At 67.4% G+C, this 13,345-nt stretch carries 14 protein-coding genes; 9 read left to right on the plus strand and 5 right to left on the minus strand.

Annotated features, from left to right (window positions below; translation table 11 throughout):
• Positions 1-5 precede the first annotated feature (5 nt).
• The gene (locus G0A00_RS15800; protein WP_235953197.1) at positions 6-1,223 is read right to left on the minus strand and encodes an MFS transporter; all 1,218 of its coding nucleotides are present in this window, start codon (positions 1,221-1,223) and stop codon (positions 6-8) included.
• Between the two features lie 238 nt (positions 1,224-1,461).
• Here G0A00_RS15800 and aroA point away from each other — a divergent pair, with 238 nt between their 5' ends.
• The 7 genes from aroA (at position 1,462) to G0A00_RS15835 (ending at position 8,033) form a co-directional block, all read left to right on the plus strand.
• Complete coding sequence (aroA, locus tag G0A00_RS15805) at positions 1,462-2,808, plus strand: 3-phosphoshikimate 1-carboxyvinyltransferase (protein WP_164183709.1); 1,347 nt, start codon at positions 1,462-1,464, stop codon at positions 2,806-2,808.
• Positions 2,805-3,308 (plus strand): hypothetical protein, encoded by a 504-nt coding sequence (locus G0A00_RS15810; RefSeq protein WP_164183713.1) that lies wholly within the window; start codon positions 2,805-2,807, stop codon positions 3,306-3,308. The genes aroA and G0A00_RS15810 overlap by 4 nt, the downstream gene beginning before the upstream one ends.
• Positions 3,309-3,398: 90 nt before the next feature.
• Positions 3,399-4,028, plus strand: a complete 630-nt coding sequence (gene cmk / locus G0A00_RS15815; RefSeq protein ID WP_164183715.1) for a (d)CMP kinase — start codon at positions 3,399-3,401, stop codon at positions 4,026-4,028.
• Positions 4,025-5,023, plus strand: coding sequence for an aldo/keto reductase (locus G0A00_RS15820; RefSeq protein ID WP_164183716.1), 999 nt, complete (start codon positions 4,025-4,027; stop codon positions 5,021-5,023). Before cmk ends, G0A00_RS15820 begins: the two co-directional genes overlap by 4 nt.
• Positions 5,024-5,118: 95 nt before the next feature.
• Positions 5,119-5,772 carry a histidine phosphatase family protein gene (locus G0A00_RS15825; RefSeq protein ID WP_164183717.1) on the plus strand — a complete coding sequence of 218 codons (654 nt, stop codon included), beginning with the start codon at positions 5,119-5,121 and terminating at the stop codon, positions 5,770-5,772.
• A gap of 75 nt (positions 5,773-5,847) precedes the next feature.
• Complete coding sequence (locus tag G0A00_RS15830; RefSeq protein WP_164183722.1) at positions 5,848-6,909, plus strand: saccharopine dehydrogenase; 1,062 nt, start codon at positions 5,848-5,850, stop codon at positions 6,907-6,909.
• Positions 6,906-8,033 carry a saccharopine dehydrogenase C-terminal domain-containing protein gene (locus G0A00_RS15835; RefSeq protein WP_164183726.1) on the plus strand — a complete coding sequence of 376 codons (1,128 nt, stop codon included), beginning with the start codon at positions 6,906-6,908 and terminating at the stop codon, positions 8,031-8,033. The genes G0A00_RS15830 and G0A00_RS15835 overlap by 4 nt, the downstream gene beginning before the upstream one ends.
• Positions 8,034-8,118: 85 nt before the next feature.
• Here G0A00_RS15835 and G0A00_RS15840 read toward each other — a convergent pair whose 3' ends face one another.
• The 4 genes from G0A00_RS15840 to G0A00_RS15855 all read right to left on the minus strand — a co-directional run bounded on the left by G0A00_RS15840 (position 8,119) and on the right by G0A00_RS15855 (position 10,837).
• Positions 8,119-8,814 (minus strand): YoaK family protein, encoded by a 696-nt coding sequence (locus G0A00_RS15840; RefSeq protein ID WP_164183727.1) that lies wholly within the window; start codon positions 8,812-8,814, stop codon positions 8,119-8,121.
• A gap of 100 nt (positions 8,815-8,914) precedes the next feature.
• Positions 8,915-9,400 carry a CYTH domain-containing protein gene (locus G0A00_RS15845; RefSeq protein ID WP_164183729.1) on the minus strand — a complete coding sequence of 162 codons (486 nt, stop codon included), beginning with the start codon at positions 9,398-9,400 and terminating at the stop codon, positions 8,915-8,917.
• A 204-nt stretch (positions 9,401-9,604) separates the two neighbouring features.
• Positions 9,605-10,294, minus strand: coding sequence for a DsbA family protein (locus G0A00_RS15850; protein WP_164183735.1), 690 nt, complete (start codon positions 10,292-10,294; stop codon positions 9,605-9,607).
• 36 nt (positions 10,295-10,330) lie between these two features.
• A complete protein-coding gene (locus G0A00_RS15855; RefSeq protein ID WP_164183737.1) occupies positions 10,331-10,837 on the minus strand; it encodes a DUF721 domain-containing protein in 507 nt (168 codons plus the stop codon).
• A 95-nt stretch (positions 10,838-10,932) separates the two neighbouring features.
• On the opposite strand from G0A00_RS15855, the gene mutY reads away from it, so the two are divergent.
• Both mutY and G0A00_RS15865 read left to right on the plus strand, forming a co-directional pair.
• Entirely contained in the window at positions 10,933-11,979 is a 1,047-nt protein-coding gene (gene mutY, locus G0A00_RS15860) for an A/G-specific adenine glycosylase (protein WP_164183739.1), read from the plus strand.
• A 180-nt stretch (positions 11,980-12,159) separates the two neighbouring features.
• Entirely contained in the window at positions 12,160-13,302 is a 1,143-nt protein-coding gene (locus tag G0A00_RS15865) for an alkane 1-monooxygenase (RefSeq protein ID WP_164183741.1), read from the plus strand.
• Positions 13,303-13,345: the final 43 nt, after the last annotated feature.

A 13,345-nucleotide genomic window follows, 5' to 3' on the forward strand; every position in this document is an offset into this window, starting at 1 on the left:
GTCGCTCATTCGATGCCGCTGCGGCGGGCATCCCAAAGGGTGATGGCAAAGAGCACAAAGCCGCCCGCGCTCAGCGCCGCGCCAACATAGCCCGCAGCGGGGAAATCATGCCCGGCGGCGATGACCCGCGCGGCAAGGAAAGGCCCCACCGCGTTCGCCACGTTGAACGCGGCATGGTGCAGCGAGGCCGCCAGCTGCTGCGCCTCGCCAGCGACGTTCATCAGCCGCGTCTGCATGACGGTGGAGACGCCACCCAGAATGCTCATGCACAGCACCGCGATCCCCATGGTCCAGAGCCCGCCCGAGACCGCCAGCGGGAAGAGCGCCAGCACCAGTGCGCCGCCGCCGAAGGCGACATAGGCGGTCAGGTTGAGGTTGCGGTCGGCCAGCGCTCCCATGGCGAGGTTGAAGATCGTCATGCCCAGCCCGGCCACCATCAGCATCAGCGCCACCGTGTCGTCCGAGGCGCCCAGCGTGCTCTTCACCGTCGAGGCGATGTAGGTATAGACCGCGAAGAACCCGCCAAAGCCCACCGCGCCCGTGGCCAGCGTCAGCCAGACCTGCCGGTTCTTCAGCGCCCCCAACTCACGCAGCGGATTGGCATCCGGATCGGCAGGGGTGCGCGGCGCCTTGAGATAAACCGCCAGCGCGGTGGCCAGCGACAGCGCCCCGACGATGACGAAGCCCGAGCGCCAGCCGATGTACTGGCTCATCCAGCTTGCCGCGGGCACGCCGATGGTGGTGGCGATGGTCAGGCCCAGAAACACCCGCGAGACCGCTGTGGCACGCTTGTTGCGCGGCACGATCGAGGCGGCGACCAGCGCAGCGACCCCGAAGTAGGCGCCATGCGGCAGTCCCGAGAAAAAGCGCGAGACGGTGAACAGCCCGAAGCTTGGGGCAATCGCCGAGAGCGTGTTGAAGAGGGCGAAGGCGAGCATCAGCCAGATCAGCAGCATGCGCTTGCGCATCTTGGCACCGGCCACGGCCAGCACCGGCGCACCGACGACGACGCCGAGCGCATAGGCGCTGATCGCATCGGCGGCGCGCGCCTCACTGACGCCGAGATCGCTGGCAAAGCTGGGCAGAAGCGCCATCGAGGCAAACTCGGTGGTGCCGATGGCGAAGCCGCCCATGGACAGCGCAAAGAGCACCATGCGTGCCGATGCGGGCTGCGCGGCGCGCGCCGCCGGATCGGCGGCGTATTCGGCCGTTGTCTCGGTCATGCAAACCTTCTTGGTGTTCTGGGAATCGGTAGAGGGATCCCGGGTGTGCCCCTCCCTCGTGACACACCTAGGGCTCCGAGGCAGGGCGGGCAAGTAACTCTGCTCACGGGACTGCCTAGAGCCCAGCCTGTGCCGCAGCGCAACGGCGTGCCCCCCTCTGCGGGCGAGGGGCCACGGGCGATGGACGCAGGCGCATCCCGCTGCTATCAGGCGCGCGAGCGATAACAGGAGAGGCGCCATGTCGAGCCACGGGGACCCCATTGTGATGATTGCCCGCAAGTCCGCGGGTCTTAAGGGCGAGGCGCATGTGCCCGGCGACAAGTCGATCTCGCACCGGTCGCTGATCCTCGGCGCGATGGCGGTGGGCGAGACGAAGGTGACCGGCCTGCTCGAAGGGCAGGACGTGCTCGATACCGCCAAGGCGATGCAGGCCTTCGGCGCCGAAGTCGAAAAGCGCGGTGACACGTGGCATGTGCATGGCGTCGGCGTTGGCGGCTTTGCCGAGCCGGGCAATGTCATCGATTGCGGCAACTCCGGCACCGGTGTGCGGCTGATCATGGGCGCCATGGCCACGACGCCGATCACCGCCACGTTCACCGGCGACGCGTCGCTGAACAAGCGGCCCATGGCCCGCGTTACCGATCCGCTGGCGCTGTTCGGCGCGCGCGCCTATGGGCGTTCGGGCGGGCGGCTGCCGATGACCATCGTCGGCGCTGCCGATGCGATCCCGGTGCGCTACGCCACCCCGGTGCCCTCGGCGCAGGTGAAATCGGCGGTGCTGCTGGCCGGTCTCAACGCCCCCGGCGAGACCGTGGTGATCGAGCGCGAGGCGACCCGCGACCATTCCGAGCGGATGCTCACCGGTTTTGGCGCGCAGGTCACCACCGAGGAAACCGACGAGGGCCGGGTGATAACGCTTGTGGGTCAGCCCGAGCTGAAGCCGCAGACCATCATCGTGCCGCGCGATCCCTCGTCGGCGGCCTTCCCGGTCTGCGCGGCGCTGATCACCGAAGGGTCGGACGTGCTGGTGCCCAACATCGGCCTCAACCCCACGCGCGCGGGGCTGTTCTTTACCCTGCAGGAGATGGGCGCCGATCTGACCTTCGAGAACATGCGCGAAGAGGGCGGCGAGCCGGTCGCCGATCTGCGCGCGAAATTCTCGCCCGATCTCAAGGGTATCGAGGTGCCCGCCGAGCGCGCCGCCAGCATGATCGACGAATACCCGGTGCTGTCGGTGGTCGCGGCCTTCGCGCAGGGCAAGACCCATATGCCCGGCGTCAAGGAACTGCGGGTGAAGGAAAGCGACCGGATCGACGCCATGGCCACCGGCCTGCGCCTCAACGGCGTGGAGGTCGACGAGGGCGAGGATTGGTGGACGGTGCATGGCCGTGGCTTCGGCGACGTCAAAGGCGGCGCCACGACCCAGAGCCATCTCGACCACCGCATCGCCATGTCCTTCCTCGTGATGGGTCTGGCCACCGAAGAGCCGGTGCGGGTCGATGACGGCGGTCCGATCGCCACCTCCTTCCCGATCTTTGAAAGCCTGATGACCTCGCTGGGGGCCGATCTGGGCCGCGAGGCGTGAGCCGCCTGCTGCCGGTCGTCGCGGCGCTGGCCGCCGCGCTGCTGCTCTGCATGGGGTATTATGCCGCCACCGTGCTCTGGCCCGGTGCCAGCGGGCTGCTGCCCTTCGATCTGCGCGCGCTTGGCTATTCCGCCCTCGACGCGCAGCAATATCTGCTGGCGCTGAGCGAGCGCGCCCGTGCGGTCTATCTGCTCGAGATGCGCTGGCTGGGCATGGCCTTCCGCGTGGCCTTCGGCATTACGCTGATCCTCGGCGCCGTCGCGCTGTCGCGCGGGCGCGCGTGGTGGCGGCGCGGGGTCTTCGTGCTGCTGGCGCTGGCGTGGATCGGCGCGGACGCCGCCGAGAACCTGCTGATCAACGAGATGCTGCTGCGCGGGCCAGTCGCGCTTGACCATGCGCTGGTTGATTGGGCGAGCCTCTTCACCCGGCTGAAGTTCGTCCTGCTGGCAATCTGCGGCGTGATGCTGTTCAGCCTCTGGCGGCAGGGGCCGAAACGCTGAGCGGGGCGTGCAGGGCATCTGGCCGGGCATCTGCTTGAAGGGCGCCGGGCAGCGGGCGATAAAGACCGCGATCTGACGAAAGGACACCTCATGGCCTTTACCATCGCCATCGACGGGCCGGCGGCTGCCGGCAAGGGCACGATCAGCCGTGCCGTGGCGGCGCATTTCGGCTTTGCGCATCTCGACACCGGGCTGCTCTATCGCGCCGTCGGGCGCAAGATGCTGGAGGGCACCGATCCGACCGAGGCCGCGCTGGCGCTGGTGCCCGAGGACCTGCAGGCCGAGGGGCTGCGCACCGCCGATGTGGGCATCGCCGCCTCGCGGGTTGCGGTGATCCCCGAGGTGCGCGCGGCCCTGCTCGACTTTCAGCGCGCCTTTGCCCGCCGCGACGGCGGCGCGGTGCTCGACGGGCGCGACATCGGCACGGTGATCTGCCCCGAGGCCGAGGCCAAGCTCTTTGTCACCGCCAGCGCCGAGGTGCGCGCCCGGCGGCGGTTCGAGGAACTGGTCGCGGGCGGCGCCGAGACCGATTACCAGACGGTTCTGAACGACACCCGCGAGCGCGACCACCGCGACGCCACGCGGGCCGACGCGCCGCTGAAACCGGCGGAGGACGCGGTGATGATCGACACTTCGAAAATGGATATCGACGCGGCGGTTGCCGCGGCCATCGCCGCGATCGTATCCCGCGGCGCCACCGCAGGGGAGGGCACGGCATGAAGATGATGCGTATGGGACGAGGCGGGCCGGAGCTTCCCGCCTTCGGCATCGGGGCGATGTCCTTTGCCGATTTCTACGGAGAGACCACCGAGGCCGATTCGCATGCGGTGCTCGACGCGGCGGTCGAGGCGGGGGTGCGCCATGTGGACACCTCCAACGTCTACGGCATGGGGCGCTCCGAAAAGGCCATCGGCAGCTGGCTCAAGGCGCGTTCGGGCGGGCGCGAGATGCTGCATATCGCGACCAAGGCCGGGATCACCAAGGATGCGGCGGGCAAGCGCTGCTACGACAATTCGCCCGAGCATCTGGAGGCCGAGCTTGATGGCTCGCTGCAGCGGCTCGGCGTCGAGCAGGTCGATCTGTTCTACGTGCACCGGCGCGAGCAGGCCCGGCCCATCGAGGAGGTGACGGAGACGCTCGCGGGCCTCGTGAAGAAGGGCAAGATCGCCGCCTTCGGCTTTTCCGAGATCGCGCCGTCGTCGCTGCGCCGCGCCGCCGCCGTGCATCCCGTCGCGGCGGTGCAATCGGAGTATTCGCTGCAGACGCGGATCGTCGAACTGGGGCTGGTGCAGGCCTGCGCCGAGCTTGGCACCGCGCTGGTCGCCTTCTCGCCCGTGGGGCGCTCGCTGCTGACCGATCACCCGCTGTCGCGCGAGGCGGTGGCCGCAAGCGCCTTCATGTCGGTGAACCCGCGGTTTGTGGAACCGAACCTGACGGCCAATCTCGCCATCACCGACAAGTTCCGCGCGCTGGCTGCCGAGATGGGCGTGCCCGCGGCGGGCCTGTCGATCGCATGGCTGCTGAGCCGCGGCGAGCACATCATCCCGATCCCCGGCACGCGGTCGGTCGATCACCTCAGGGAGTTGCTCGCGGGCACGAAAATCGCGCTCTCGGCAGAGGATCTGGCGCGGATCGAAGAGGTGCTGCCGGTGGGCTGGGCGCATGGCGACCGCTATTCGGCGGCGCAGGCCAACGGGCCGGAGAGCTATAGCTGAGGTTTGCTGGGCGGTGAGCGTGGCAGGGGGCGCGGCCCCCTCGCCGCTCCGCGGCTCACCCCGGGCGTGTTTTTGGAACAATGAAAGGGGCTGGCATGTCGCATGTCACCCTCGTGCGGCACGGGCAGGCCAATACCCATGCCAAGGACGAGATCAACTACGACCGGCTGAGCGCGCTTGGAAAGCAGCAGGCGCGCTGGCTGGGGGCGCATATGCGCGGCAGCGGCGAGGTCTTTGCCCGCGCCTATAGTGGCACGCTGCGGCGGCACCAAGAGACCGCGGCCGAGATGGATCTGGGTCTTGAGGTGGTGGAAGACGCGCGGCTCAACGAGCTGGAATATTTCACCATGGCGCAGCTCATGCAGCAGCAGCACGGCATCGCGCTGCCCCCTGATCGCGAGGGCTTCATCCTGCATCTGCCGCAGCTCTTCACCTATTGGCGCGAGGGCAGGCTCGAGGGCGTACCCGAGAGTTTTGCCGATTTCGAGGCGCGGGTGGATGACGTGCTGGCCGAGATCAGCGCCGGCTCCGGCCGCGCGGTCGTCGTCACCTCGGGCGGGCTCATCGGCATGGCGATGCGGGTGACCATGGGGCTTGAGATGAAGGCGCTGGCGCATGCCTGCCTTGCCATCGAGAACACTTCGGTGCACCGCTTCCAGCCGATTTCCACCGGGCTGTGCCTGACGCTGTTCAACGCCGTGCCGCATCTTGAAGGCGCCGAGCGGGCGCTGTCGCGGACGCATATCTGAGGCGCGCCTCTCTGCGGCTTTCACCCCGGCCCGCTTTTCTATAGGCAGGCGGGGAAGATGGCTGTGGAGAGAAACATGACACATCTGTGGGTGCGCGCCGAGCAACGGGCGAATGAGGACCGGGTGGGCGTCACGCCCGAGGGTGTGAAGGCGCTGGTCGCGGCGGGGCTGCGGGTCACTGTCGAGGAAAGCCGCGCGCGGGTGATCGGCATCGAGGGCTATCGCGCCGCGGGCGCCGAGATTGCCCTCGAGAACAGCTGGCCCGAGGCGCCCGAGGATGCGCTGATCTTCGGCCTCAAGGAATTGCCCGAGGACGGCACGCCGCTGCGCCACCGCCACATCATGTTCGGCCATGCCTTCAAGGGCCAGCCCTTGGGGCAGCTGCTGCTGAAGCGCTTCGTCGCGGGTGGCGGGGCGCTTTATGACCTTGAGTATCTTGTGGACGATCAGGGCCGCCGCGTCGCCGCCTTTGGCTATTGGGCGGGCTATGCGGGCGCGGCGGTGACGCTGCTGTCCTATGCCGCGCAGCAGCAGGGCGGGCTCTGCGCGCCGGTCTCGGTCTGGCCGAGCGCCGGGGCCATGGAAGCCTCGGTGCGCGACGCGCTGGACGCAGCGGGCGGGGCGCGGCCCAAGGCCCTCGTCATTGGCGCGCTGGGGCGCGTCGGCACTGGCGCCAGCGATCTTTGCGAGAAGCTCGGGCTGCAGGTCACCAAATGGGACATGGCCGAGACCGCTCATGGCGGGCCGTTCCCGCAGCTGCTGGAGCATGAGGTCTTCTTCAACTGCATCCTCGCACGGCCCGGCACGCCGGTCTTTGTGCCCGCGGCGGCAAGGCTCGAGCCGCGCAAGCTGCGCGCCATCGGCGACATCGCCTGCGACCCCGACAGTGACTTCTCGCCGGTGAAGGTCTATGACCGCGTCACCGACTGGCAGGCGCCGGCGCTGCGGGTCCATGATGATCCGCCGCTCGACGTGATGGCCATCGACAACCTTCCCTCGCTCTTGCCCCGCGAGAGCTCAGAGGATTTCGCCGCGCAGCTGCTGCCGCATCTTCTGGCGCTTCCAGCGCTGGATGCGGGTGTGTGGGGCCGCGCGGCCGACACTTACACGACGTATATTACGGAGGAACTTGCATGATCCATTGGTGCGGAACGGGACTTTCATCCATCCCGGGGCTGCGGCGGCTGATCGAAGCCGGGCATGATGTCATGGTGTGGAACCGCACCGAGACAAAGGCGCGCGAAGCGGTCGGCGATCTGACCAACCGCATCCTCGCCTTCGCGCCCGAAGCGGTCGAGTCGGCGGTGCAGCCGGGCGACGTGATTGTCTCGATGCTGCCCGGGGATTGGCACGTGATGCTGGCCGAGATCGCCATCAAGAAGGGCGCGCATTTCGTCTCGTCCTCCTATATCTCGCCGGAAATGAAGGGGCTCGACGCAAAGGCCAAAGAGGCCGGTGTTGCGCTGGTCAACGAGGTCGGGCTCGACCCGGGCATCGACCATCTGATGGCGCATGATCTTGTGGCCGCCTATCGCGCGTCCGATGCGTTTGATCCGGCCAATGAGATCAGCTTCCTGAGCTATTGCGGCGGCGTGCCGAAAGAGGCCAACGCCTTCCGCTACAAGTTTTCCTGGGCGCCGGTCGGCGTGCTGAAGGCGCTGCGCTCGCCCTCGCGCTCGATCCGCCATTTCGAAGAGCTGAACGTGCAGCGCCCGTGGGACGCGCTGTCGCGCTATGACGCGCCGCTCGATCCGCCCGAGAGCTTCGAGGTCTATCCCAACCGCGACTCGCTGCCGTTCATCGCGCAGTATGAGTTCGGCGAGGACTGGAAAGTGAAGGACTTCGTGCGCGGCACGCTGCGGCTCAACGGCTGGTCCGAGGCGTGGAAGGACGTCTTCGCCGAGGTCGAGACGGCCGATGACGCGCGGCTTTCGGCGCTGGCGGGCGAATTGCTGGCCGAGAACAAATATGCCGAGGGCGAGCCCGACCGGGTGGTGCTCTGCGTTACGCTGAAGGCCGAAAAGGCGGGCGAGACCGTCTGGCACAAGACCTGGGTGATGGACGCCTGGGGCGACGCGCGTGGCTCGGCCATGGCGCGGCTGGTGTCGATGCCGGTCTCTTGGGCGATCGAGGCGGTACTGAACCGCGAGATCAAGCCAGGTGTCTCGGCGGCGCCCTCGGATCCCAAGCTGGTCACGCGCTGGCTGGGCGGGGTCGAAAGCCTCGCGCAGCGGATGATGCGCGTCGACGAGGCCGGCTGAGGCGGCGCGGCTCCGGTCGTTTTCCAAAGGCGCCCTCGCAGCTTGCTGCGGGGGCGTTTTTATACGCGCCGGGGCGTGGATGCGCTTACATCCGGCGGGCGCGAGCCAGTTCTGAGAGCGCGATCAGCAGCAGCGCTGCGGCGGCGATGACGAAGAGCCAGTTGCCGACGTAGCCAAAAAGCAGCGCCCCCGCGATGCCGCCGAGCGCGAAACAGCCCAGCGTCAGCCCGTGCAGCGTGAGTTTCGGCAGCGCCTCGCGTCTTGCCGTTTCGCCGCCGAGCAGCGCGGCCAGTCCGATGCCGATATCTGTGGCCATGCCCGAGACATGAGTGGTGCGCACGCGGGCGCTCGAGATCATCGTCGTGACGGCGTTCTGCAGGCCCATCACGAAGCTCAGCCCCAAGACAAGCAGGGGCTCCGATCCGCCGCCGGGCGCATCGATCAGAGCAGCGCCGAGAGCCAGGAGCAATGCGGCCTCCGCGGCGATCGCCAGAGCGTAGATTGCACCGATCCGCCGCCGCGTTCCCCATTGCACGCCGAGCGCGGCAAGCCCGGCGCCGCAGACGAAGGCTGCGGTGAGCGCTGCGAAGGCCAGAGCGGCGAGCAACTCGCCGTGGGCGAGGTGATCGGCGAGGGCCGAGACGTTGCCGGTCATATTGGCGGTAAAAGAGCCAGCGATCAGAAAGCCGACCGCATTGAGCGCCCCGGCGATCGACGACAGCAGTCCCGCGAGGAGCAGGTCCACGCGCCTCGTGCGGTCATCTCCGGTGCGGATCAGCATGTCGGTTCCCTGTCGCGGCGCATCCCGTTGGCGTCTCGTGCCGGGGGCGGCAGGGGCAGGGGCGCGGCGTCGGAACTGTTGCGCCGCCGGGCACCCGGCGTCAAGCGCTGCGGAGGCTGTCGCGCGCGCCGCGGCGGGCGCGGACCATGTTGATCTTGCGATATTCTTGCAGCCCGGTGACCTCGCGCCCGACCCAGGTCGGCAGTGTCAGAGGCGTGTCCACCTGCGGCAGTTCCACCTCGGCGACGATGATGCCCGCCAGCAGGCCGCTGTAGACGTCGACCATCCAGACAAGATCGCCGTGCGGCACATAGTGGCGGGTCTTCTCGACCACCTCGCCATCGCAATGCGAGGCCAGCATCTCTTCGGCGTCTTGCGCCGGGATCGGGTATTCGAACTCGTCGCGTGCGAGGCCGACGCGGGCACCTTTGATGCACAGCGTGGCGCGGTCGTCATAGAAACGGACCCGTGCCTTGCGCCCGCCCGCGGCCGCGATCAGCCCGTCCCGCAAACGCTCGCTTTTGGTTACCGAGGCTTTCCAACCCTCATGGGTCACGAGGAACTTGCGTTCGATTTCTTTCGCCACGCCGGGGCTGCCTTCGATTAATTACTGGGCGGTTTACAAACGCTGAATTAGCGGCGCTTTTGGGGAAAGGCCACAGACAAAGATGCCGGATCGTCGCGGTTTCGAAGTTTTCTGAGTCTCGCTCCAAGTGCCGCGCTGCCACGGAAAAAGGCGCGCCCCTCGGGACGCGCCTCGCGTTGCTTTGCCGGGTTGTTTTTCCGCTGATTACTGTGCCGCTTCGTAGTGCTCGTCGAGCACTTCGGCGAAGTCGTCATAGGACATGTTCGAGTAGGGCTTGCCGTCGATGATGAACGAAGGCGTCGCCGAGATATCGTCGCGCGTCGCGTTTTCCTGATACCATTCGACCAGCGCCTTGAGCTTGGCGCCATCGTTCATGCAGGCGTCGAGCTTTTCCTTGCCGATGCCAGCCATCAGGCCGATCTTGCGCAGCTCGTCGGCGATGCCCTGATCCGAGCCCGCTTTGACCCACGACGATTGCGTCTCGTAGATCATGTCGGAGATGCCAAAGAACTTCTCGGGACCGCCGCAGCGCGCGACCATGGCCGCCCACATGCCGTATTTGTCGAAATAGACATCGCGGTAGACCAGTTTGACCTTGCCGGTCTTGATGTAGTTCTCCTCGATCTGCGGCAGCACCTCGTTCGAGAAACGGGCGCAGTGCGGGCAGGTGAAGGAGGCGTATTCGACGATCTCGACGGGGGCGTCGGCATCGCCCTTCACCATCTCGATGATCTCGGGCGCTTCATCGGAGCTGGCCTCGCTGCTTGCCTCCTGTGCGGCGGCCGCGCCGGGCAGGGCGATCCCCGTGGGCGTGACGCGGGGCGCCTCGAGCAGCCAGCCGCCACCAAGGGCGAAGGCGGTCGCAAGCGCGGCGACGGGAAGAATGCGGGTCATGTAAGGTCCTCTTGTGGTTGCCTTGCTGCAGCGCATTCAGCGCCGCGATTTCGAAATGACGTTGCCAGCCAGACGCTCCAGCGCCTGCCGCAGCCCGTCGTCGTGAATGTCTCCGGCCACCTTATGGGCCTCGGCTTTGATCTCGGGAGAGGGCTCTGGCTTTTCAACCTTTTGCGCGTGACCAAAGGCGACGCGGCCCTCGGCAAAGCCGGTGCTGGCGGTCTGGGTGATGCGGATGCGGGCGATGGCATTGTAGCCGTAGAGCGCGTTGACCTTGTCGCGCAGCTGCTCTTTCTGCATCTCCAGCAGCGGCGCGTTGGCACCGGTGGTGAGCAGGGTCAGCGTCGCGCCAAAGGCCTTGCGGCCATAGCTCACCTCGACCGGGCGGGCGATGGCGGCCACATCGGCGCCGACGATCTCTTCCCAATGGGTCAGCAGGCGCGACTGAGCAAAGCCGCGGCTCTCGCTCGCCTTGCGGATCTGCGCGTTCAGCAGCCCCGATGTCTTGGCGAAGCCATATGTGGTGGTGTTGCGCCGTGCCATCTTGAATCCCTCTCTGCGGACCTATTCTAGTGACCCCGCATTCACGTGCCAGCAAGGAATCGCTTTTGTCGTCGATGATCAAGGGAATGTCAGCCATGCGTGACAGCGCACGGGCCGAAGATCTGCTCACCTGGTATGACCGCCACGCGCGCGAGCTGCCGTGGCGGGTGAGCCCTGCCGCGCATGCGGCGGGGGTGCGGCCCGATCCCTATCGCGTGTGGATGTCCGAGATCATGCTGCAGCAGACCACTGTCGCAGCAGTGAAAAGCTATTTCGAAACATTTACTTCGCGCTGGCCGACGGTGAGCGATCTTGCCGCCGCCGAGGATGCCGATGTGATGGCGGCATGGGCCGGGCTGGGCTATTACGCCCGCGCCCGCAACCTGCTGAAATGCGCGCGGGTGGTGGCGGATCAGCATGGCGGCGTTTTTCCGCAAAGCCTCGACGGGCTGCGTGCGCTGCCCGGTGTCGGGCCCTATACCGCGGCGGCGGTGGCGGCGATCGCTTTTGATCTGCCCGAGACGGTGGTGGACGGCAACGTCGAGCGGGTCATGGCGCGGCTGCACGACGAGCATATGCCGCTGCCGCAGTCGAAGCCGGTGCTGACGGAATATGCCGCCGCGCTGACGCCGCAGCAGCGGCCCGGCGATTATGCGCAGGCGGTGATGGACCTTGGCGCCACCATCTGCACGCCGCGCAACCCGGCCTGCGGTCTCTGCCCGTGGCGCACCGCCTGCGCCGCATGGGATCACGGCACGCAGGCAGAGCTGCCGAAAAAGGCCCCCAAGAAGCGCAAGCCGACGCGCCACGGCATCGCCTATCTGGTGAAGCGGGTGGATGGCGCGTGGCTGCTGGAGCGCCGCCCCGACAGCGGGCTTTTGGGCGGGATGCTGGGCTGGCCGGGCTCGGACTGGGGTGAGGAGGCACCCGCCGACGCGCCGCCGATCCGCGCCGAGTGGAAGACGCTCAACGCCGAGGCCCGCCACACGTTCACCCATTTCCACCTGCGCCTGACGGTAAAGACCGCGCTGGTGCCGATGGAGCGCCAGCCCGAGCGCGGGGCGTTTGTCGAGGCGGAGGTGTTTGACCCCGATGATCTGCCCACGGTGATGCGCAAGGCCTTCGCCCTGACCTCGGGCTGAGCCCGGCCTCTGACTTAGTCTGTCCCTTGGCTGAGGCTGTGCGGCAACGTCACGCCGCCCCGGCCCTTGGGTCGCATTGACCGAAGAGGCCGGATCGGGACAAGCTGCGGCGCAAGGCCCTCAGCACGCGACCTGCGCCAGCCAGAGGCGATGTTTGGGGCAGACGTTGGGGACGAGTGCATGATCGCTGCAGAGAAATTCGCGCGCTGGACGGCCGCCGCGCCGTTCTGGCTGGTCTATATGCTGCCGGTTCTGGTCTGGCTGGGCGCGCTGAACGGCGGGCTTTGGGTGCTGCTGCCGCCCTTGGCCACATGGTATCTCTTCTCGGCGCTGGATGCGGCGCTGGGGCTGAACACCGAGAACGCCGATCCGCAGACCGAAGAGCGGGCGCTGCTTTGGTACCGCGCCGGCGTGATGCTCTGGGCGCCGGTGCAATTCGTCACGCTGTTCGCGCTGATCTGGTACGTCTCGGGCAATGACGCGCTGACCACCTTGGAGAAATTCGGCGTCTTCTTCGGCACCGGGGTGATGACCGGCACGGTGGGGATCGTCTACTCGCATGAGCTTTTGCACCAGCGCAACAACCTCGAACGGCGGCTCGGGGACTGGCTGCTGGCCATGGTGCTTTATTCGCATTTCCGCTCGGAGCACCTGCTGGTGCATCACGTCTGGGTCGGCACGCCGCGCGATCCGGTCACCGCGCGCTACAACGAGGGCTTTCATCGCTACTACCCGCGGGTGCTGCGCGAATGCCCGGTTTCGGCCTTCCGCGCCGAGAAGAAACTTCTGGCCCGCCGCGGCCTGCCGTGGTGGCACCGGCGCAACCCGTTCTGGCTCTATCTCGGGCTGCAGCTTGCCATGCTGGTGCTGGCGCTGATCGTCGGCGGCTGGGGCGGGCTGGCGCTGTTCCTCGTGCAGGCGGGCGTGGCGATCTGGCAGCTGGAGCTGACCAATTACGTCGAGCATTACGCGCTGACCCGCGAGCACCTCGGGGGCGGGCGCTACGAGCACGTCAAGCCGCACCATTCGTGGAACTCGGCGCATACGGCGACCAATTGGCTGCTGATCAACCTGCAGCGCCATTCGGACCACCACTACAAGCCCGACCGGCGCTTTCCGCTGCTGCAGAACTACGCCGAGACCGAGGCGCCGCAGCTGCCCTATGGCTATCCGGTGATGACCATGGCGGCGATGGTGCCCCCGGTCTGGCGGCGGGTGATGAACCCCAAGGTGAAGGCCTGGCGGCGGCAATGGTATCCGCAGATCGAGGATTGGTCGGACTACAACAAGGCGCGCACGCCCCTGCCGAAAGGCTCGGCCTGACGAGGCTGTAGCGCCGCCGGGGGTTTCACACCCCCGGCCCCCC

Source organism: Salipiger sp. PrR002, assembly GCF_010500775.1.
Classification (GTDB): domain Bacteria; phylum Pseudomonadota; class Alphaproteobacteria; order Rhodobacterales; family Rhodobacteraceae; genus Salipiger.

Excerpts from the sequence above, each read along its gene's own strand:
- G0A00_RS15800 (WP_235953197.1), bottom strand. The coding sequence starts at position 1,223 with ATGACCGAGACAACGGCCGAATACGCCGCCGATCCGGCGGCGCGCGCC.
- aroA (WP_164183709.1), top strand. The coding sequence starts at position 1,462 with ATGTCGAGCCACGGGGACCCCATTGTGATGATTGCCCGCAAGTCCGCG.
- cmk (WP_164183715.1), top strand. The coding sequence starts at position 3,399 with ATGGCCTTTACCATCGCCATCGACGGGCCGGCGGCTGCCGGCAAGGGC.
- G0A00_RS15820 (WP_164183716.1), top strand. The coding sequence starts at position 4,025 with ATGAAGATGATGCGTATGGGACGAGGCGGGCCGGAGCTTCCCGCCTTC.
- G0A00_RS15825 (WP_164183717.1), top strand. The coding sequence starts at position 5,119 with ATGTCGCATGTCACCCTCGTGCGGCACGGGCAGGCCAATACCCATGCC.
- G0A00_RS15830 (WP_164183722.1), top strand. The coding sequence starts at position 5,848 with ATGACACATCTGTGGGTGCGCGCCGAGCAACGGGCGAATGAGGACCGG.
- G0A00_RS15835 (WP_164183726.1), top strand. The coding sequence starts at position 6,906 with ATGATCCATTGGTGCGGAACGGGACTTTCATCCATCCCGGGGCTGCGG.
- G0A00_RS15840 (WP_164183727.1), bottom strand. The coding sequence starts at position 8,814 with ATGCTGATCCGCACCGGAGATGACCGCACGAGGCGCGTGGACCTGCTC.
- G0A00_RS15850 (WP_164183735.1), bottom strand. The coding sequence starts at position 10,294 with ATGACCCGCATTCTTCCCGTCGCCGCGCTTGCGACCGCCTTCGCCCTT.
- G0A00_RS15855 (WP_164183737.1), bottom strand. The coding sequence starts at position 10,837 with ATGGCACGGCGCAACACCACCACATATGGCTTCGCCAAGACATCGGGG.
- mutY (WP_164183739.1), top strand. The coding sequence starts at position 10,933 with ATGCGTGACAGCGCACGGGCCGAAGATCTGCTCACCTGGTATGACCGC.
- G0A00_RS15865 (WP_164183741.1), top strand. The coding sequence starts at position 12,160 with ATGATCGCTGCAGAGAAATTCGCGCGCTGGACGGCCGCCGCGCCGTTC.